Annotated in this window: 15 protein-coding genes; 10 read left to right on the forward strand and 5 right to left on the reverse strand. The window is 72.4% G+C overall.

Annotated elements, in window-relative coordinates; all coding sequences use genetic code 11:
* Nucleotides 1-172: 172 nt before the first annotated feature.
* A complete protein-coding gene (locus ACIQ5Y_RS24935) occupies nt 173-1,387 on the reverse strand; it encodes a cytochrome P450 (RefSeq protein WP_403884473.1) in 1,215 nt (404 codons plus the stop codon).
* Between the two features lie 310 nt (nt 1,388-1,697).
* On the opposite strand from ACIQ5Y_RS24935, the gene ACIQ5Y_RS24940 reads away from it, so the two are divergent.
* From ACIQ5Y_RS24940 to ACIQ5Y_RS24950, 3 genes are all read left to right on the forward strand, one after another.
* Entirely contained in the window at nt 1,698-2,321 is a 624-nt protein-coding gene (locus tag ACIQ5Y_RS24940) for a pyridoxal 5'-phosphate synthase (RefSeq protein WP_403884811.1), read from the forward strand.
* Between the two features lie 154 nt (nt 2,322-2,475).
* A complete protein-coding gene (locus ACIQ5Y_RS24945) occupies nt 2,476-5,310 on the forward strand; it encodes a SpoIIE family protein phosphatase (protein WP_403884476.1) in 2,835 nt (944 codons plus the stop codon).
* A gap of 126 nt (nt 5,311-5,436) precedes the next feature.
* A complete protein-coding gene (locus tag ACIQ5Y_RS24950) occupies nt 5,437-6,582 on the forward strand; it encodes an ABC transporter substrate-binding protein (RefSeq protein WP_403884479.1) in 1,146 nt (381 codons plus the stop codon).
* 34 nt (nt 6,583-6,616) lie between these two features.
* Here the strand turns inward: ACIQ5Y_RS24950 and ACIQ5Y_RS24955 are convergent, their stop codons facing one another.
* Nucleotides 6,617-7,675, reverse strand: coding sequence for a LuxR C-terminal-related transcriptional regulator (locus ACIQ5Y_RS24955; protein ID WP_403884482.1), 1,059 nt, complete (start codon nt 7,673-7,675; stop codon nt 6,617-6,619).
* Nucleotides 7,676-8,067: 392 nt separating this feature from the next.
* Nucleotides 8,068-8,835 (reverse strand): DeoR/GlpR family DNA-binding transcription regulator, encoded by a 768-nt coding sequence (locus ACIQ5Y_RS24960; protein ID WP_403884485.1) that lies wholly within the window; start codon nt 8,833-8,835, stop codon nt 8,068-8,070.
* Nucleotides 8,836-9,005: 170 nt separating this feature from the next.
* Here ACIQ5Y_RS24960 and ACIQ5Y_RS24965 point away from each other — a divergent pair, with 170 nt between their 5' ends.
* The 7 genes from ACIQ5Y_RS24965 to ACIQ5Y_RS24995 all read left to right on the forward strand — a co-directional run bounded on the left by ACIQ5Y_RS24965 (nt 9,006) and on the right by ACIQ5Y_RS24995 (nt 17,488).
* On the forward strand, nt 9,006-10,232 hold the full coding sequence (locus ACIQ5Y_RS24965; protein ID WP_403884489.1) for an MFS transporter: 1,227 nt from the start codon (nt 9,006-9,008) through the stop codon (nt 10,230-10,232).
* Between the two features lie 45 nt (nt 10,233-10,277).
* Entirely contained in the window at nt 10,278-10,874 is a 597-nt protein-coding gene (locus ACIQ5Y_RS24970; RefSeq protein WP_403884492.1) for an HAD family hydrolase, read from the forward strand.
* 235 nt (nt 10,875-11,109) lie between these two features.
* Entirely contained in the window at nt 11,110-12,378 is a 1,269-nt protein-coding gene (locus tag ACIQ5Y_RS24975; protein ID WP_403884495.1) for an aspartate aminotransferase family protein, read from the forward strand.
* The gene (locus ACIQ5Y_RS24980) at nt 12,375-13,328 is read left to right on the forward strand and encodes an inositol monophosphatase family protein (protein ID WP_403884498.1); all 954 of its coding nucleotides are present in this window, start codon (nt 12,375-12,377) and stop codon (nt 13,326-13,328) included. The genes ACIQ5Y_RS24975 and ACIQ5Y_RS24980 overlap by 4 nt, the downstream gene beginning before the upstream one ends.
* Complete coding sequence (locus ACIQ5Y_RS24985) at nt 13,325-14,362, forward strand: zinc-binding dehydrogenase (RefSeq protein WP_403884501.1); 1,038 nt, start codon at nt 13,325-13,327, stop codon at nt 14,360-14,362. The genes ACIQ5Y_RS24980 and ACIQ5Y_RS24985 overlap by 4 nt, the downstream gene beginning before the upstream one ends.
* A complete protein-coding gene (locus tag ACIQ5Y_RS24990) occupies nt 14,359-16,269 on the forward strand; it encodes a beta-galactosidase (protein WP_403884504.1) in 1,911 nt (636 codons plus the stop codon). The genes ACIQ5Y_RS24985 and ACIQ5Y_RS24990 overlap by 4 nt, the downstream gene beginning before the upstream one ends.
* A 148-nt stretch (nt 16,270-16,417) precedes the next feature.
* Nucleotides 16,418-17,488, forward strand: coding sequence for an NAD-dependent epimerase/dehydratase family protein (locus ACIQ5Y_RS24995; protein WP_403884507.1), 1,071 nt, complete (start codon nt 16,418-16,420; stop codon nt 17,486-17,488).
* Nucleotides 17,489-17,511: 23 nt separating this feature from the next.
* On the opposite strand, the gene ACIQ5Y_RS25000 is transcribed toward ACIQ5Y_RS24995, so the two are convergent.
* Complete coding sequence (locus ACIQ5Y_RS25000) at nt 17,512-18,648, reverse strand: sensor histidine kinase (protein ID WP_403884510.1); 1,137 nt, start codon at nt 18,646-18,648, stop codon at nt 17,512-17,514.
* Nucleotides 18,648-19,379 carry a response regulator transcription factor gene (locus ACIQ5Y_RS25005; RefSeq protein WP_403884513.1) on the reverse strand — a complete coding sequence of 244 codons (732 nt, stop codon included), beginning with the start codon at nt 19,377-19,379 and terminating at the stop codon, nt 18,648-18,650. Before ACIQ5Y_RS25005 ends, ACIQ5Y_RS25000 begins: the two co-directional genes overlap by 1 nt.
* Between the last annotated feature and the right edge of the window lie 80 nt (nt 19,380-19,459).

The following is a 19,459-nucleotide window of genomic DNA, read 5'->3' on the forward strand; positions in this document are numbered from 1 at the left end:
GTGTTCCCCCCCCCCCCCCCCGGGGGGGGGGGGGCCGTTTTGGTGGTGGGCGGGGCCCGGGGGGGGCCCCCCCCCCCCCCGGGGGGGGGGGGGGGGGGGGGCCCCCCGGGGCCCCCCGCCGTGTGCGCGCCCGTGTGCGCTGCTGTGACCTGGTGTGCGCGGCGGCCTTCGCCTACCAGCCGACGGGGAGCCGGAGGATCCCCTGGACGGAGCCACCCGGCTTGACGCCGAGCCGGCCGATCTCCTCGGTCAGCCGCAACTCCGGTATCCGCGTCGCCAGTTCGTACAGGGCGATCTCCAGCTCGGCGCGGGCCAGGTTCTGGCCGATGCACTGGTGGACGCCATACCCGAAAGCCAGGTGGTGCAGGGTGCCGCGGCCGAGGTCGAAGGTGTCCGGGTCGGTGAACGCCTCGGACGACCGGTTCGCGGCGGCGTTCGGAAGGTAGACGGCCTCTCCTTCGCGGATCACCTCTCCGCCGATCTCGATGTCCGCGGCGGCGACCCGCTGGAGTTCGTCGGCGACGGACAGGAAACGCAGCAACTCCTCCACGGCCGCCGGGGCGGCGCCCTCGTCGGCCCGCAGCCGGGCGAGCTGCTCCGGGTGCTCCAGGAGCGTCAGGATGCTCAGGCCGATCATGTTCGCCGTCGTCTCGTGGCCGGCGACCAGCAGGAACATGGCGATGGAGGAGAGTTCGTCCCGCGTCAGCTCGCCGGGCACGAGCCGCTCCGCGATCAGATCGTCGAGCAGCCCCGCGCCCGGGGCCGCGGCCTTCGCCCCGATGAGCTCGTCGAAGTAGCCGGTCAGCGCGGCGCTCGCGGCGGCGGCGTCCTCGGCCGTGCTCGTGGCCAGCAGCATGCGCCGCGTCTGCTCCTCGAAGAACTCGTGGTCCCCGTAGGGCACGCCGAGGAGTTCACAGATGACGGTGGACGGCACGGGCAGCGCGAACTCCGGTACGAGATCGGCCTCTCGGCGGCCGTCGGCGAGCAGCGCCTCGATCCGCTCGACGACGATCCGGCGGATCGCGGGGCGCAGCTCGTTGACCCGTTTCACGGTGAAGCTCGGTATGAGCATGCGCCGCTGGACGTCGTGCTCCGGGGGGTCCATGCCCACGAGGGCGACCAGTTTGGCGGCCGCCATCCGCGGTACGAGGACCGGGAAGTCGGGTCGGGTGCGGTCGGAGGACAGCCTCCGGTCGACGAGGAGCCGGCGCGTCTCGGCGTACCCGGTGACGACCCACGCCGGGCGCCCGTCGTACAGCCGCGCGCGCGTGAGCGGCCCCTCCTTGCGCAGCTCCTCGTACCCGGCGGGCGGGTGGTAGGGGCACTGGCGCGACATGGGAAATTCCGGCAGGTCCGTGTGCGTGGTCGCCGGACTGGAACGGGACATGCGGCCCCCTGGGTGCTAGGACGGCGGCTTCTCGTCCGCCGTGACCCGGCATCTTCTCCGCCCTTGTTTAAGCCCGGCTAAACCCTCCTGCGACCGCCCGCGGGGAGTGCGGGGTCCCGCGGCGACCGTGAGTTCCTCCAAACTTGTCCGCTCATACGCGGCCGCGGTTGGTCAACGCGACAAGCATTTGCCAGGTTATTGTCGAATTTTCACCGCAGATGCAGGATGGGGTGTCGAAGTGTGCAGGTGGAGGAGGTGGCAGGTGAGCGCTGGAAAGCCGAGCGGCGACGTCCGCGGGTGGCTCCGGGGCATGGAGGTCTTCGCGGGGCCGCTGCCGGAGTTCATGCCCGAGCGGGCTCCGGACGACCCGGTCCGGCTGTTCCTGTCCTGGCTGTCCGACGCCGTGGCGGACGGCCTGCGCGAGCCGCACGCCATGACCCTGTCCACGGTGGACGAGGTCGGCGACCCGGACGCCCGGGTGCTCATCCTCAAGGGCGTGGACGAACGCGGGTGGCGGTTCTCGGGACACGCGTTCAGCCCCAAGGGCCACCAGTTGGCCGTCCATCCACGGGCCGCGCTGACCTTCTACTGGCCGGAGCACGGCCGGCAGGTACGCCTGCGCGGGCCCGTGACACCCGGGTCGGACCAGGACAACGCCGAGGATTTCCTCGCCCGGACGGACACCGCCCGCGCCGAGGCCCTGCTGGGCCGCCAGAGCCAGTACCTGGCCGACCCCGCCGAACGCGACCACGCCCTGGAGAAGTCCCTGGCCCTGATCGGCGAGGCGCCCTCGCTCGTCGACTCCGCCTGGACGCTCTACACGCTCGCGCCGACGGTGGTCGAGTTCTGGCAGGCGACGCCGAGCCGCGTCCACACACGGCTGCGCTACGAACGCACCGCGTACGGATGGGGGCGGTTCCGGCTCTGGTCGTGACGGCCCGCGGACCGGTGGCCGTCCTCCCCGGTGGCCCTGCCCCGATCACTGCCGGACGGCTCCACGCCGGGACGCCGATCGCCCTCTCGGGCGCCGCACGCACCGGACTGGCGCTGCGCGCTGCCGACAGGCCGCAGAGGTTAGAAAATGGACTATGAGCAACTACCCGGGAGGACTCCGGCGCCGGCTGCTCCGCTCGGCCGCGAGCCCTTCCGACGCGCCCCGGCGCCCGGACCCGGGCGGTCAACGGGGGCGCGAGGAGGACGCCCCGCCCACCAAGGGAGGTGCGCGGCGGGCGCAACGGTTGTCCTCCCTGCTGAGTGTGCGCAGCGTGGCCGGTGAGGTGTTCCTCCTCCAGCTGGCCCTCGTGGTCCTTCTCGTCGCCGCCGTGGTCGTGGTGCTCGTGGTGCAGGGCCGGAGCGCCGCCATGAGTGACGCCCGGCACCGTACCCTCGCCGCCGCCGGGACGTTCGCGGAGTCCCCGGGGATCGTCGCCGCCCTGCGCAGCCCCCATCCCACCGCGCTGCTCCAGCCGAGCGCCGAGGCGGCCCGGAAGATCGCCGGGGTCGACGGCATCAACACGTACACCCTCGACGGGGTCACCATCACCCACAGCGACCCGCGGCAGCTCGGGAAGCACGTCGTCGGCCCCTTCTCCAAGGCGGCGGCCGGCAAGTCGTTCACCGAGACGTTCAAGGGGTCGCTGGGGCAGTCGGTGGTCTCGGTGGTCCCGGTCAAGGACGCCGAGGGCAACGTGATCGCCATCGTCTCCTCCCCGGTCACGGTCGAGAACGTCAAGGGCATGGTGAACCGGCAGCTGCCCGTCGTCCTCGGCAGCGCGGCCGCGGTGCTCGCGCTTTCCGCGGGCGGCACCGCCCTGGTCAGCCGCCGGCTGCTGCGCCGGACCCACGGCCTGGGACCGGCCGAGATGACGAGGATGTACGAGCACCACGACGCGGTGCTGCACGCGGTCCGCGAGGGCGTGCTGATCGTCGGCGACGGCGGACGGCTGCTGCTGGCCAATGACGAGGCGCGCCGGCTGCTGGACCTGCCGGCGGACGCGGAAGGGCTCCCCGTCACGGGCCTGGGGCTGGAGGAGGGCATCGCCGAGCGCCTCGCGTCGGGCCGGGCCGCGACCGACGAGGTGCACATGGCGGCCGATCGACTGCTGGCGGTGAACATCCGGCCCACCGCCCCCTTCGGGAGCACCGGGACGGTCGTGACGCTGCGGGACACCACCGAGCTGCGGGCGCTGTCCGGCAGGGCCGAGGTGGCCCGCGAGCGGCTGAACCTGCTGTACGACGCGGGGGTGCAGGTGGGGACGACGCTGAACGTGGAGCGCACGGCGCAGGAGCTGGCGGAGGTGGCGGTCCCGCGCTTCGCGGACGTGGTCACGGTCGACCTGCTGGACCCGGTGCTGCGCGGGGAGGACCCGCCCGAGGCGACCACCGAGATGCGCCGGACCGCCCGCGTCGGCCTGGAGGGCGACCACCCGCTCTACCCCGTCGGCCGGCTGATCCGGTTCGTACCGTCGAGCCCCATGGCCGCCGGGCTGGCAGGGGGGCACGGGGTCCTGGAGGCGGACCTGCGCACCGCCCAGCGGTGGCGGACCCAGGACCCGGCCAACTCCCTGCGGATCCTGGAACGCGGCATCCACTCCATGATCGCCGTGCCCCTGCGGGCCCGGGGCGTCGCGCTGGGGATGGCCGGGTACTGGCGGGGGCAGGACTCCCCGCCGTTCGACGAGGAGGACGTGTCCTTCGCCGAGGAGCTGACCGCCCGGGCGGCGCTGTCGGTCGACAACGCCCGCCGCTACACCCGCGAGCACACCGTCGCCGACACCCTGCAGCGCAGCCTGCTGCCCCGGGGCGTTCCGGAGCAGACCGCCGTCGAGGTCGCGCACCGCTACCTGGCGGCCCAGGCCGGGGTGGGCGGGGACTGGTTCGACGTCATCCCGCTGCCCGGCGCCCGGGTGGCGCTGGTGGTCGGGGACGTCGTCGGCCACGGTCTGCACGCCGCCGCCACCATGGGCCGCCTGCGTACGGCCGTGTACAACTTCTCCATGCTCGACCTGCCTCCGGACGAGCTCCTGAACCATCTGGACGAGCTGGTCGCCCACATCGACACCGACGAGCAGGAATGGCAGGGGATCACCGGGGCCACCTGCCTGTGCGCCGTCTACGATCCCGTCTCGGGTCGGGTGGCGGCCGCGACCGCCGGCCATCCGGGCCCCGCGCTGGTGCACCCCGACGGCACGGTGTCCTTCCCCGAGGTGCCCGTCTCGCCGCCGCTGGGCCTGGGCGCGGGTCTGCCCAGGGAGACCGCCGAGCTGACGCTGCCCGAGGGCTCGACGCTGGCGCTGTTCACCGACGGGCTGATCGAGGGCCGCGACCGCGATCCGGACGCGGGTCTGGCCGCGCTGCGCGCGGCCCTGGCCGGGCCCGCCCGCACCCCGGAGGAGACCTGCACCGCTGTGATCGACGCGGTGCTGCCCACCAGGCCCAGGGACGACATCGCGCTGCTGGTGGCCCGCACCCGCCGGATGGACCCCGCCCGGATCGCCGGGTGGGAGGTGCCCCCCGATCCCGCGGAGGTGTCCAAGGTCCGCAACGCCTGTGCCCGCCGCCTGTCGGAGTGGGGCCTGGACGACATCGCGTTCACCACGGAACTCATCCTCAGCGAGCTGCTGACCAACGCCATCCGCTACGGGACCGAGCCCATCGGGGTGCGGCTGCTGCACGACCGCAACCTGATCTGCGAGGTCTCCGACGGGTCCAGCACCTCCCCGCACGTACGCCGGGCCGAGGAAACCGACGAGGGCGGCCGCGGGCTGTTCCTCGTGGCGCAGTTCGCCCAGCGCTGGGGCACCCGCTACACCCCGCGCGGAAAGATCATCTGGAGTGAGCAGGCCCTCCACGACGGGGCCGCGCCGGCCGAGGCGGCCGGGGAGGAGGCGCTGCTGGCCGGGTGGGACGACGAGCCGCTGTGAGGACCCGCCGGCCGGGCGGCCGGCCGCGGGAGCGGGGGCGGACACCGCCCGCTGGGACTGCGCCGCCCGGGCCACTGAACGTACGCTGGTTTCGACCGGTACGCGATCGCCCGCCATGGAGCCTTTGTGCCCGCACCTCGTCTCCGGACAGCCGCCGTCGCCGCCTCCCTGGCCTTCACGGCGGCGTCCCTCGGCGCCTGCGGCCACGAGTCCGTCTCCGCACCCAGATCGCCCGAGGTGGCCACCTCCGCCCCGGACGCCGGCGGCATGGCCGCGCTGACCGCGGCGGCGAAGAAGGAGGGCTCGCTCAACACGATCGCGCTCCCGACCGACTGGGCCAACTACGGCGCGCTCATCGACGGCTTCGAGAAGAAGTACGGGATCAAGGTCACCGTGGAGAACCCGGAGGGCTCCAGCCAGGACGAGATCAACGCCCTGAAGGAGCACAGGGGCGGGGGCCGGGCCCCCGACGTGATCGACGTGGGGGACTCGTTCGCCCGGTCCGCCGCCCAGCAGGGGCTGCTCGCCCCGTACAAGGTCGCCGGGTGGGACGGCATCCCGAAGGACCAGAAGGACCCGAAGGCCCGCTGGAACAACAACTACGGCGGTTACGTCTCGATCGGCTGCGACGCCAAGCGCGTCAAGACGTGCCCCTCGACCTTCGACGACCTGCGCAAGCCCGAGTACAAGGGCAAGGTCACCCTCAACGGCGACCCGACCAAGGCCGGCTCCGCCTTCGCCGGCGTGTGGGCGGCGGCCCTCGCGAACGGGGGTTCCTTCGACGACATCCAGCCCGGCATCGACTTCTTCGCCGAGCTCGCCGGGAGCGGCAACTTCGTCCCGGTGGAATCCACCCCGGCCACGATCGAGAACGGCACGACCCCGATCAGCATCGACTGGGACTTCCTGAACCTCGGGTACGCCGATGAGTTCCGCGACAAGGGGGCGGACGTCGACTGGCGGACGGCCATCCCGTTCGACGGCAGCTTCGCCCAGTACTACGCGAGCGGCGTGAACAAGGACGCCCCGCACCCCGCGGCGGCGCGCCTGTGGCAGGAGTACGTCTTCAGCCCGGAGGGCCAGAACATCCGGCTCCGCGCCTACGCACGCCCCGTGCTCATGGACGCCATGAGGGAGGACGGCACGCTGGACAAGGCTGCCGCGGAGAACCTGCCGACGGTGGAGGGCACGCCGACGTTCCCGACGGAGGCGCAGCGGGACAAGGCGAGGGAGACCGTCAACCGCAACTGGGACGAGGCCGTCAAGGGCTGACCGCGGCGGATCGGGGAGGGGGCCGGGCGGGCGTTCACGTCGAGGTGACCACGGCCGTACCCGCCGCCTCGGCCTCGGGACCATCGGGGGCGAGCAGCCCGTGCTGCTGGGCGAGGTAGCCGAGCTGGAACCGGCTCGTCGCACCCAACTGGCGCATGATGGCGGAGACATGGCGCTGGCAGGTGCGTACCGAGATGCCCAGGGCGCGGGCCGTGGCCCGGTCGTCCTCGCCCTGGGCCAGGTGCTGCAGGATGGATCGTTTCGCCTGATCGGCGACGTCCTGTACGAAGGCCTTCTCGCGCGGCTTGGTGATGTGCTCGCCCGTGACCCACAGCAGTTCGATCATCTCGGCGACGAACGCGACCAGTTCCGGGCTGCGCACGAGCAGCGCGCCGCCCTCCGTGTCGTCGAGCGGCAGGACGAGCAGGGTCCGGTCGAAGACCAGGCAGCGGACCAGTCCGCCCGGGACCGTTCTGGCCTCGGCTCCGAGCTCCGCCAGTTCCGCCTCGTGGCGCACGGTCGGCGGGTCAAAGCGGGCCGAGTGCTGGTACAGGGTGCGGACCCGCACCCCGCGGGCCAGCAGGTCCCGGTTCCGGTCGTGTGCGCGGCGCGGGTCGGCGGCGGGCCGGGGGCCGCCGGGCCGGGTGCCGAGCAGTTCCCGGCGGCATTCCGCGGCCTGCTGGTCGAGGACGCGCCGCAACTCGGCGGGCGACTCGACGCGTTCCAGCGGGGGCCCTTGGAGGGCGCGCCGGCGGGCGGCGTGCACGATGGCGAGCTCCGCCAGTTGCCCGCGCATACGCAGCAGGTCGAGCTGGGCGCCCTGCACCCGCTCCTCCCAGCGCTTCAGCAACTCCTCCGACACCTCGGTGGGGTTGGCGGCCGCGAAGCAGTCGGCACCGATCTGCCGGACCAGGCCGTTGGCGAGGAGGCCGTCGAGGGCCCGCACGAGGGTGTCGGGGGCTTCGCGGGCCAGTAACCGGCTTCTGCGGAGGGGGCCGTGTTCAGCGAACTCACGGTAGAGGCCCATCTCCGCGGAGGTGAGCCCCCTGGGCCGGGCACGGTCCTGCGTGCGCTGCAGTGTGACTGTTTCCATGTCGCCGCTCTCTCGTTCGCATCCGTCGCGATCGCGATGCTAGAAGAGTCCGGGCCGCCGCGCGGCACCGGGAACGTGTATCGGACACGCTTTACCCGGGGATGACGGAAGGCCGGCGACGGCTCCAAATACGGCCCGGTCGACGGGATTTGACGGAGGCTCCGCGACGGCTCGCCGGACGGGAGGCCACCGCGCGGCCGGTCGGGACGCCCACAGAAGAGGCCGGAAATTTCTGCAAGCACTTGCTGTCGTCTTTCCGACAGTCCACAACACGACGGTCGGACCCCGTTGGAAGGCGGCGGCCCCCGCCCCGATGCTGGACGTGGCGCGCCGATCCCGGATGCGCGCCGCCCAGGAAGGGTGTCCCTCATGAAGCTTCGCGGCCGCGCGGTTCAGTCGTTCGCCGGATGGACCACCTCGACCCCCCGCTCCCGCAGAGCTTCGACCGCCGGGGAATCGCCGGGGGCGTCCGTGACGACGAGGGCGATCTCCTCCATGGAGCAGATGCGGCCCAGCGCGGTACGGCCGATCTTGTCCGCGGTGGCCACGAGGACCACCCGCTGCGCCGCCTCCACCGCAGCGCGCTTCACCTGGACGTCATCGAGGTTGTAGGCGGTGGCGCCCCGAACCGGGTCGACGCCGCAGCAGCCCAGGACGAAGGTGTCGAAGCACAGGTCCTTGAAGGTCTGCACGGGGGTCTGGCCGTGGAACGAGAGCTCCTCGGGGCGCACCTGCCCTCCGGGCATCACCAGTTGGACGCCGGATTGCCCGGAGAGGGCGAAGGCGGCGTGCAGGGAGAGGGGGGTGACCGTGAACTGGCGGCCGGCCATGGCCTTGGCGACGGCCACGGCGGTGGTGCCGGTGTCGAGGGCCACGGTCTCGCCGTCGGTGAGCAGGTCGACGACGGCGCGCGCCAGCCGCTCCTTGGCCTGCGCCCCGGACATGGCCCGGATCGCGTAGGGCGGCTCGACGCCGCCGGGCAGGCTGCCGACGGCACCGCCGCGGACGCGGCGCAGGGCGCCCCGGGACTCGAGCACCTCCAGGTCCCGCCGGATGGTCATCTCGGACGCCCCGGTGGCCTGGGCCAGCTCGGCCACGGTCGCGCGGTTCTGCTTCACGAGCAGCCCCACGACGAACTTGTGCCTCTCCATCACGTTCATGTGTCTGCTTTTAGCACAGGTGTGGCCGAGGGAGGCCCCCCGTGAACGTTTCGCACATCCGATCTGTTGTAACGAACATCCATCCTGAGTACTGTGACCGGCGCAGTGTGAACTTCAGTGCGCCGCGAACATCGAATCTGTTCATTCGGCCAGGGACGACGAGGAGAGCCATGCCCCCCACCAGTGAGGCCGACCTGCCGGAAGCGGGCAGGCCCCTCCTCACCACGGTCGCGATCACCGCCTCGTGCGTCGCGTTCGTGGTGATCGGCGCCCTGCAGGCGCTCTACGGGCCCGCGATTCCCGCCCTGCGGGAGGAGTACGGCATCAGCCCGGCCGTCGCCGGGCTCAGTCTCAGCGCCCATTTCGTCGGCGCGCTAGCGGGCGTGCTGATCTACCACCTCCTGCGGGGCCGCCTGAACAACCGGGCGCTGCTCGGCGGCTCGTACGTGCTCATGGCCGCGGGCGCGGCGGTCTTCGCGTTCTCGCCGAACTGGACCCTGGCCCTCGCCGGGACCTTCGTCATCGGCCTGGGCTTCGGCGGCATCGACTACGGCCTCAACCAGCTCTTCGCCGTCGGCTTCGGCCGCCGCAGCACCGCCATGCTCAACCTGCTCAACGGGCACTTCGGCATCGGCGCCATCGCGGGCCCGGCCCTGATCGGCTGGCTCGGGGCGGAGAACTACCCGGAGATCTTCGTCGGGATCGGCGTGGTCAGCCTGCTGATCCTGGTCACCCTGGGCGGAGTGGCCGCCCAGGAGCCCCGGCCCGCGCCGGCGGAGGGTGCCACGGCGGGCGGGGCCCGCGTGCTCCCGATCATCGCCGCGTTCATCGGCGTCTACGTCCTGCACGTGGCCATCGAGACCGGCGTGGGCGGTTGGGAGCCCACCCATCTCGAAGCCGTCGGATACGGCGCCGCCACCGCCGCCACGGCGACCTCCGCGTACTGGGCCGCCATGACCGTCGGGCGGTTCGTCGTCGCGCCCCTCAGCCTGCGCTGGTCCGCGCCCTCGATCCTGATCGTCTGCTGCGCGGGCATGGCCGGGTTCCTGCTGCTGGCGACCGTTCCGGCCCTCGCCCCGTACGCGTACTTCGGCGTCGGGCTGATGATCGCGCCGATCTTCCCGACCTGCCTGCCCTGGCTGAACCGCGCCGTCCCCGGTGTGGCCGCCGCCGGCGCCTACGTGATCGCCGCCTCGATGATCGGCGGCGTGGCCTTCCCGCCGCTGCTGGGCGGCGTCATCGACACCATGGAGGTGAAGACGGTGCCCCTGGTGCTGTTCGTGCTCGCCGTGGTGTGCGGCGCCCTGAGCCTGTGGCTGAGGCGGGGCGCCCCCGACCCGGGTGGGGTGGGCGGCTCGCGCGCGTCGGAGCACGCGGATCCCGTCGCCGCCCCGTGAACTCGCACGTGAACGCGCACGTGAACGACGTAAGGAATCCGAAGCATGAAAGCCGTTCTCTTCGACCTGTTCGGTGTCATCGCCCGCACCCAGTCGGCCGAGTCACTGGGCGTACTGGAACGCACGGCCGGCGGTGACCCCCGCCTCTTCCGGGAGGCGTACTGGTCCCATCGCGCCCCCTACGACCGGGGGGAGGTGGCGGGTCCCGGCTACTGGGAGAAGGTCTGCGCACAGCTGGGCGTCCCGCTCGACGACCGGCTGACCGCCGATCTGATCGCCGCGGACCTCGCCAGTTGGAGCGAGATCGACCAGAGCATGGTGGATCTGCTCGGACCCCTCACCGACCGGGGTCTCGTCCTCGGCCTCCTCTCCAACATCCCCGGGGAACTGGCCGCCCGCTACGAGGCCACCCAGCCCTGGCTGGAGAGGTTCGCGGTCCGCGGCCTCTCCTGCCGGATCGGCGCCGCCAAGCCGGAGCCGGCCGCCTACCAGTGGTGCGTCCGCGCACTCGGACTGCCGCCCGGAGAGGTCCTGTTCGTCGACGACCGGAACGACAACGTCGAGGCGGCCCGCGAACTCGGTCTCCAGGGGCATCTGTTCACGTCCCCGGAGGAGCTGAGGGACGTTCTTTTCCGGCCATGAAGAGCCGTGGAGATTCACATCCGGAATTCCCCCCTTGTCAGGGCCCGCCGGAATGTGATCGGATGATCGAGAAGGCGCAGCCACGAGATCCCCGTCCGCGACGGGTGAAGCAATCCGAGCCGCCGCCCCGGCATCGAGCCGCATATCCCATTCCACACCACGCACGCCCGTCGGACGCGAATTTTCCTCGCCGTCCACGACCGCGATGCCTTCCCGACCCGTGTGAGAGAGACCCATGGATACCAAAGACGTCACCGATCACATCTATTATCCCGTCAGCGAATTCAAAATGGCGAGGGGTGAGGGTGTCTACCTCTACGACGAGGACGGGAAGAGCTACCTCGACTGCGCCTCGGCGACGTTCAACCTGAGCCTGGGGTACTCCCATCCGGCTGTCATCGCCGCCATGAAGGACCAGCTCGACAAGGTCGTCCACATCACCTCCTCCTACCAGAGCGACCCCGTCAACGGGCTCGTCGAGCGGCTGGTGGACGTGTCCCCGGCCGGCCTGACCAAGGTGCACCCCAAGGTGTCGGGCGGGTCCGCCGCCAATGAGGGCGCCATCAAGATGGCCCAGTTAGCCACCGGGAAATCCGAAGTCATCACATTGTTCCGCAGCCACGTGGGACAGACGATGATGATGACGTCGATGTCGGGAAACGCGTTCCGCCGCGAGCCGTTCCCCAATCTCTTCCCCGGCAGCCTCCAGGTGCCCGACCCGTACTGCTTCCGCTGCTTCTACGGACAGCGGAAGGATTCCTGCGGGCTGATGTGCGTGGACCGGTTGGAGGACTTCGTCGACTACGCGAGTTCCGGCCGTGTCGCCGCCGTCCTCATCGAGCCGATTTCCGGGAACGGCGGCAATATCGTTCCCCCGGACGGCTACATGCAAAAGCTGCGGGCCTTTTGCGACGAGCAGAACATCGCCCTCATATTCGACGAGATCCAGACGGGCATCGGCCGCACCGGCCACATGTTCGCGGCCCAGTACTTCGGCGTCGAGCCCGATGCCATCACCACGGCCAAGGGACTCGGCGGTTCGGGTGCGCAGGTCGCCGCGATCCTCACCAACGAGCGGCTCGCCGGCCTTCCCGCCAGCCACCACTCCTTCACCTACGGCGCCAACCTGCTGGCCGCCGCGGCGGCGAACGTCACCCTCGACATCGTGCGGCAGCCGGAATTCCTGGCCAACGTCACCCGGACCGGCGACTACATCATGGAACGCCTCCACGACATGAAGCGGCGCCACCCGGCCATCGTGGACGTCCGCGGCGTCGGTCTCATGATCGGTTTCGAGATCGCCGAGGCGGACGGCAAGCCGGCGGTGAAGCTCACCAACCACCTGGCCGCCAAGGCCATGGACCACGGTCTGATCCTGCGCACCTCGCGCTACGGCTACGGCAACGTCCTCAAGATCCGCCCACCGCTGATCCTCACCATGGACCAGGCCGAGGAGATCTGCGACAAGCTGGAGAACCTCTTCCTTGCGGAGCTGACCCGATGAAGCGGCTCCTCCTCTCCCTCGGGCAGCACGTCCGCTCCGAGCTGCTGGCCTACGAGGCCCACGGGCGCGAGCGCCGGGTCCACGGCGACTCTCCGGGCGGCGACGCCCAGTTCGATGTCGACGAGGTGGCCGAGAAGGCCGTACTGGACTACCTCCGGGCGCACGCCGACGTACCGACCGCGCTGTACACCGAGGACGGCTCCTACGTGGAGCTCGCGCCCGATCCGCAGGTCCTCCTCGTCGTCGACCCGATCGACGGGACCCGCCCCACCTCGGCCGGCCTCGAAATGGGCATGGTGTCCATCGCCGCCGCCCCCTACGGCGACGGAGCGCCCACCCTCGCCGACGTCGACGCCGCCTGCCTGGTCGAGATCAAGAGCGGTGCGTGGCTCTACGGCGACGACGACACGGGACTCGACAGCGGCGGCTTCCCCGCGCCCGTGCCGCGGCTGAGCCGCAACACCGACCTGACCCGCATGTTCTGGTCGATCGAGTTCAACGGCCACCCCATGGACCTGATGACCGAGGCCTACGGCCACCTCGTCGACCGCTCGGCGAACACCGGCGGCATCTTCGTCTTCAACAGCAGCACCTTCTCCATCTCCCGCGTCATCACGGGCCAGCTCGACGCGTACGCCGACATAGGCAACCGCGTCCTGCGCGACCACCCGGACACCACGGACGCGTTCCTGCGGGTGGGTCGCGGCTCGATCCTCCACCTCTTCCCCTACGACATCGCGGCGGTGGTGTACCTCGCCCGGCTGGCCGGTGTCGTGATCACCGACGCCTACGGCGACGACCTCGGCAGCACCTCCCTGGTGGACCTCGGCCCGATGAACCAGAAGTCCTGCATCGCCGCGGCCACCCCCGAACTCCACAAGCAGCTAATCGAATCCATCCGCTGGGACCTGGGCCGCGGCACCGACGCGTCCTCGAAGGAGGCATCATGAAGGCCCTGACGCTCACCGCCGACCGCACGCTCGCCCTGGTCGACCACCCCAAGCCCGAGCCCCTGGCCGCCGACGACGTCGTCATCCGCGTCACGCAGAGCGGCATCTGCGGCACCGACCGCAGCGTGCTCGTCGGCAAGTTCCCCGCCGAGACCGGCGTGGTGATGGGCCACGAGGCCGTCGGCGTCGTCGACACCACCGGCCCCGGCGTCACCCGCTTCTCGGTCGGCGACCGGGTCATCGTCAACCCCACCCTGTACTGCGGCACCTGCTCCACCTGCCTCGAAGGGCACTGGAACTTCTGCGGCCACAAGGCGGGCACCGAGGTCGGGCTGGACTACGACGGCTCCTTCGCCGAGTTCATCCGCCTCCCCGAGTTGTTCTGCCACGCCATACCCGACGGCATGAGCTTCGACCGTGCCGTCGTCGTCGAGCCGCTCGCCTGCGCGCTGAACAACATCGAGGCCGGCGGGCTGGCTCCGGGCGAGACCGCCGTGGTCGTCGGCGCCGGCCCGATGGGCGTCGTCACCGCCATGGCCGCCCGGTTGTACGGGGCGAGCGTCCTCCTCGTCGAGCCCGACCCGGTCCGGCGGCGGCTCGCCCAAGAGGTGTTCGACGCCCCCGAGTTCGCGGGCCGTGTCAGCCTCCACACCCCGGACGAGCCCGAACTCGCCGAGCGCGGCGACCTCGTCGTCGACTCCGTGGGCAACCTCCTGGAGCAGAGCATCGGCTACGCCGCCGTGCGCGGCCGGGTCGTCGTGATGGGCTTCAACAGCAACGCCTCGGCCACCGTCCGACCGCTCGCCCTCCTCCAGCGCGGCCTGCGGATCATCGGCGCCGGCGACTACAACAGCATGATCTTCCCGAGGGCCGTGGAGCTGGCCCGGCGGCTGCCGCTGGAGCGCGTGGTCACCCACCGCTTCGCCCTCGCCGACCACGAGGAGGCCTTCAAGGCCCTGGCCGCCGTCCCGGGCGCCCAGTACGCCGCGCTGAAGGTGGTCCTCGTACCGCCGTACACCGGGGCGGACGCGTGAGCGCGGCCCCGCGCACCCGGCTGGCCGGCGCGCTGGTCCCCGGCACGGCCCGGCCGGTCGTCGTCGGCGAGTACCCGTACTACCGGGCCGACCCCGCCAACTGGGCGTCCAACCTTCGGGAACTGCGCGCTCTGGGCGTGGACGTCGTCTCCTGCTACCTGCCGTGGCGGTTCCACGAGACCGGTGAAGGCGCCGCCCGCTCCTTCGACTTCACCGGGAAGACCGACCCGCAGCGCGACGTGGTCGCACTCCTGGAGCTGGCGGAACGCGCCGGGCTGGGCGTGCTCCTCAAACCCGGCCCGTTCATCCACGCGGAGGTCCAACTCGGCGGACTGCCCGACCGGCTGTGCGGCCCGGACCACACCCCGTACCGCGGCCTGGACGGCAGCGTCCTCACCTCCCAGGGCAGGCCGCTGCCCAGCCTCCTCGACCCGGTGGTGCGGGCCGAGACGGAGGCCTGGCTGAGGGCCGTGGCCGACGAGGTCGTCGCCGGGGCCGTCGCCCCCGGCGGCCCCGTGGTCGCCCTCCAGCTGGGCAACGAGGGCACCGCGGGCGACGCCCACCTCCCCGTGGACGCCCAGGACGCCTCACCGGCCGCCCGCGAGGCCTTCGCCCGCTGGCTGGCCGGACGCGGGCTGACCGACGAGGCCGCGCGGACCGGCGAGGACGTCACCCGGTGGACCAGTGCCCTGCGGCAACTGTGGTCGCAGTGGTCCGGGCACGCCATCGTCGACGTGTGGGACTGGATCTCCGGACTCTTCCCAAAGGGCCCGGTCCGGCTGGCCAACGTGCCCCTGACCGGTGTCACCGCGCCGCGCGCCGCCCTCGACGCCTGGGCGGCCCGGCAGCGCGCCGTCCAGGGCTCGGCGCACCTGATCGGGCACACCGAGTGGGTCGGCAACCCGGCCCGCGACACCGCCGCCTTCGGTTCCCACCTGGCCGGGATCCTGCTCGGCGGCACCGACGTGGTCGAGGCCAACTGGGGGTTCACCTGGACCGACGCGTCCTTCGCCCAGCCGGCCACCCCCGTCTTCAACGCCCTGCTGGCCCTCCTGCTGGGCTCCACCACCGTCAGCGTCTACACCGCCTGCGCCACGGGCAACTGGGGCGCCCTGGTGGACATGGACCCCGACGGACTGCGCTCCGAAGGCGTCGATCCCGCCCTCCACGCACCGCCGTACAGCCCCGGGGCACCGCTCGCCGAATCCGGCGGCCACCAGGCCAACGCGGAGGGGCTGCGCCTGCTCGCCGCGTTCCTCGACCGCTTCGGCGACGTGCTGCTCGCCAGTACCCCGGACCACGACGCCGTGGTCCTCGTCGACCGGACCCTGCCGGAGGCGGGCGCCTGGCAGCGCACCGGCCGTACCGTCCTCGCGGAACTCGCCGACGCCGTCCACGAGGAGCTGGCCCGCTCCGGCCGGCTGATCGGCCCGGCCTGGCTCGACGCTCCCCCCGAACCGGGCGCCGACGCCACGCAGCTCCCCGTCGCCGTACTGCGCGCCGGCCACCCCGACGGCTCCGACGGCCCCGGCGTGCTGACGCTCCCCGCCGGGGAGCCGGCCGACGGAGCGGTCGCGGCCTTCGTGGCCTCGTTCGCCGCGGCGCTGCCGGTCCCGGAGGCGCCGCGCCGGCCGACGGCGCACGGCAGGGCGCGCGTACTGAGCCGCTCCGCGCCCGGGGGCGTCCGCATCCTCGGCGCCTTCAACCCCACCGACGGCGAGGACCGGGTCACCGGCGCCGGCGGCGGCTGGGTCCTGGAGTTGCCCGCCGGATCCGCCGCCGTGACCGTCAGCCGCGACGGCGAACTCCTGGGATGGCTGGCCACCCCCGGGCCGCCGTCCACCACCCCCGTCGCCCTCGCCTGGGGCGGCGAAGAGGCCGACGCGGCACGCGTCCGGGCCTCCTGAGAACGCGGGCGGCGGAAGGACGCACCTGACAGCGCGCCTTCCGCCGCCCGCTCCCCGGCCGTACCACCTGCACGCTTTCGATGACGGAAGTCTTACGCGCGGGCGTGGGGCGGGACTCGGGGATGCCGCCTTCCGTAGCCTCCACTCCATGCGAGTACTCGTCACCGGAGGCGCGGGGTTCATCGGCGCCCACATCGTTGCGGAACTGACCGGGCGCGGCCACGAGCCGGTGGTCCTGGACGCGCTGCTGCCGGCCGCCCACCCCGGCCCGCCCGACCTGCCGGACGCCGAGTTCGTCCGGGCCGACGTCCGCGACCCGGAAGCGGTCCGCTCGGCCCTGCGCGGCGTGGACGCCGTGTGTCATCAGGCGGCGATGGTCGGGCTGGGGAAGGACTTCGCGGACGCGCCCGAGTACGTCTCCTGCAACGACCTGGGCACGGCCGTGCTCCTGGCGGCCATGGCCGAAACGGGGGTGCGCCGACTGGTGCTGGCGGGATCGATGGTCGTGTACGGAGAGGGACGGTACGAGTGCCCCCGCGACGGGGTCGTACGGCCCGGTCCGCGCGCGGTCGAGGATCTGGAGGCGGGGCGGTTCGAGCCGCTGTGCCCGGTGTGCGGGCAGGAGCTGGTCCCGGGCCTGGTGGACGAGGACGCTCCGGTCGATCCGCGCAACGTGTACGCGACGACGAAACTGGCGCAGGAACACCTGGCGGCCGCCTGGGCGCGGTCCACCGGCGGGCGGGCGGTCTCGCTGCGCTATCACAACGTGTACGGGCCGGGCATGCCGCGGGACACCCCGTACGCGGGAGTGGCGTCGTTCTTCCGGTCGGCCCTGGCCCGGGGTGAGGCACCGCGGGTCTTCGAGGACGGTGCCCAGCGTCGGGACTTCGTGCACGTACGGGACGTGGCCGCGGCCAACGCCGTGGCGCTGGAGGCCGTCGGCGGGCGGGCGGCGGGCGGCTTCGCCGCGTACAACACGGGCAGCGGCGCACCGCACACGATCGGCGAGATGGCCCGGGCCCTCGCTGCCGCCCACGGCGGCCCCGAGCCCGTCGTGACGGGTGAGTTCCGGCTCGGCGACGTCCGGCACATCACCGCCGATTCGGCACGGCTGCGGGGCGATTTGGGCTGGCTGCCCCGGGTGGGCTTCGCCGAGGGGATGGCCGAGTTCGCGGGGGCCCGGCAGCGCGCCTCGTCCGGTCTCGCCCGGCAGGCGTAGCGGCCGGGGGGGAGGGTCCCGCCTCAGACCGCCTGCGCGGGCAGTGTCGGGAGGGGCGGCAGTGGCAGGGTCACCTCGAAGCGGCAGCCGCCCGGCACGTTGCGCACATCGGTACGCCCCGCGTGGGCCTCGACGATGCCGCGCACGATCGAGAGGCCGAGGCCCGCGCCGGCGGGAGGCGTCCGGGCCTCGCTCCCGCGCCAGCCCGTGTCGAAGACCCTCGGGAGTTCCTCGTCCGGGATGCCGCCGCAGCCGTCCGTGACGGAGAGCACCACGGCGTCGGCGCGGCGTTCGGCGGCGACGGCGACCGTGCCGTCGGCGGGGGTGTGACGGATGGCGTTGACCAGGAGGTTCGCGAGGACGCGCGTCATCTCCTTGCCGTCCACCTCCACCGGCACGGCTTCGACCTCCTCTCCGACCAGCCGCACGCCCTGTTCGTGGGCGAGCGGGTGGACTCCGGACAGCGCGTCGCCCACCAGGTCGTGCACGGACATCCTGGTGGGGGTGAGGGTGAGGGCGCCCGCATGGATCCGGGAGAGTTCGAAGAGGTCCGTGACCATGGAGCCCAGCCGGTCGACCTCGGCGCCGATCTGCCGGTGGTAGCGGGCCGGGTCCGCGGCGACTCCGTCCTCCAGTGCCTCCGCCATGGCCCGCAGACCGGCCAGCGGGGTGCGCAGGTCGTGTGAGATCCACGCGACCAGCTCGCGGCGTGAGGTCTCCAGGGCCAGTTCCCGCTCGCGCGAGGCGGCCAGCTTGGCGCTCGTGACGGCCAGTTCGCGCGAGAGCGCGGCCAGTTCCGCGGTGGCCGGGGCGGCCGGGGCGGCGAAGCTGCCGCCGTCGCCGAAGTCGCGTGCGGCGAGCGCGAGGTCGTGGCTGCGGGCGACGACCCAGCGTCCCAGGAGCAGGGCGCACGCCAGCGAGACGACCGCGGCCATCGCGACCACCAGCGTGACGACGGTGAGGTCGTGCGCGGAGAGGAACATCGCCCGGGCGACGGCGAGGGTTCCCGCGAGCATGGCGGTGACCGTGACGGCGGCCACCACGGCGAGGGAGACGGCGACTGAACGGTGGCGCAGCAGGCGCAGGGCGGCCGCGCCGAGCACTCCGGCACAGGTGGCTCCGCCCAGCGCGAACAGGGCGATGAGCAGCAGGTCCTTCATCACTCCGCCTCCCCCGGTCCGGACGGGGCGTCGAAGCGGTATCCGAGGCCCCACACGGTCTGGATGAAGCACGGTTGGGCGGGATCGTCCTCGATCTTGGCGCGCAGTCGGCGGACGTGGACCGTGACGGTCGACAGGTCCCCGAAGTCCCAGCCCCACACTTCCCTCATGAGTTCCTCCCGGCCGTGCGCCCGGCCCGGGTGCCGCAGGAAGTGCGCCAGGAGGTCGAACTCACGCAGGGTGAGGGCGAGTTCCAGGCCGTTCTTGGAGGCCCGGCGGGTGCCGGTGTCGACGGTCAGTCCGCCGCCGCGCAGCACGGGCCGCGCCTGCGGGATCGTCGCGGCGTCCCTGCCGCGGCTGCGGCGCAGCACGGATTCGACGCGCAGGACGAGTTCGCGCGGGCTGAACGGCTTGGTGACGTAGTCGTCGGCGCCGAGCTCCAGTCCGGCGATGCGGTCCTCCTCGTCGCCCCGCGCGGTGAGCATGACCACCGGCACCGGACCGGTCTCGCGGAGCCTGCGGCACACCTCCAGCCCGTCCAGGCCGGGCAGCATCAGGTCCAGGACCACGAGGTCGGGTCGGGCCCGCTCGGCGCGGGCGAGGGCCGCGGCGCCGTCCGCGGCATGCTCCACGGAGAATCCGGCGCGGGCGAGATAGCCGGTGACGACCTCGGCGACCGTCGGATCGTCGTCGACGACGAGGACGCGGGCCGGCTCGTTGTGCATGCTCATGCGGCCAAGGGTCTCACCGTCCGTGCCGGGCGCCGTCCCGTGGGAGCGGAGCAGGGGGTGACGTCCGCGTTTCGTAAGGA

The sequence above is a fragment of the Streptomyces sp. NPDC096339 genome, assembly GCF_044762985.1.
GTDB lineage: Bacteria > Actinomycetota > Actinomycetes > Streptomycetales > Streptomycetaceae > Streptomyces.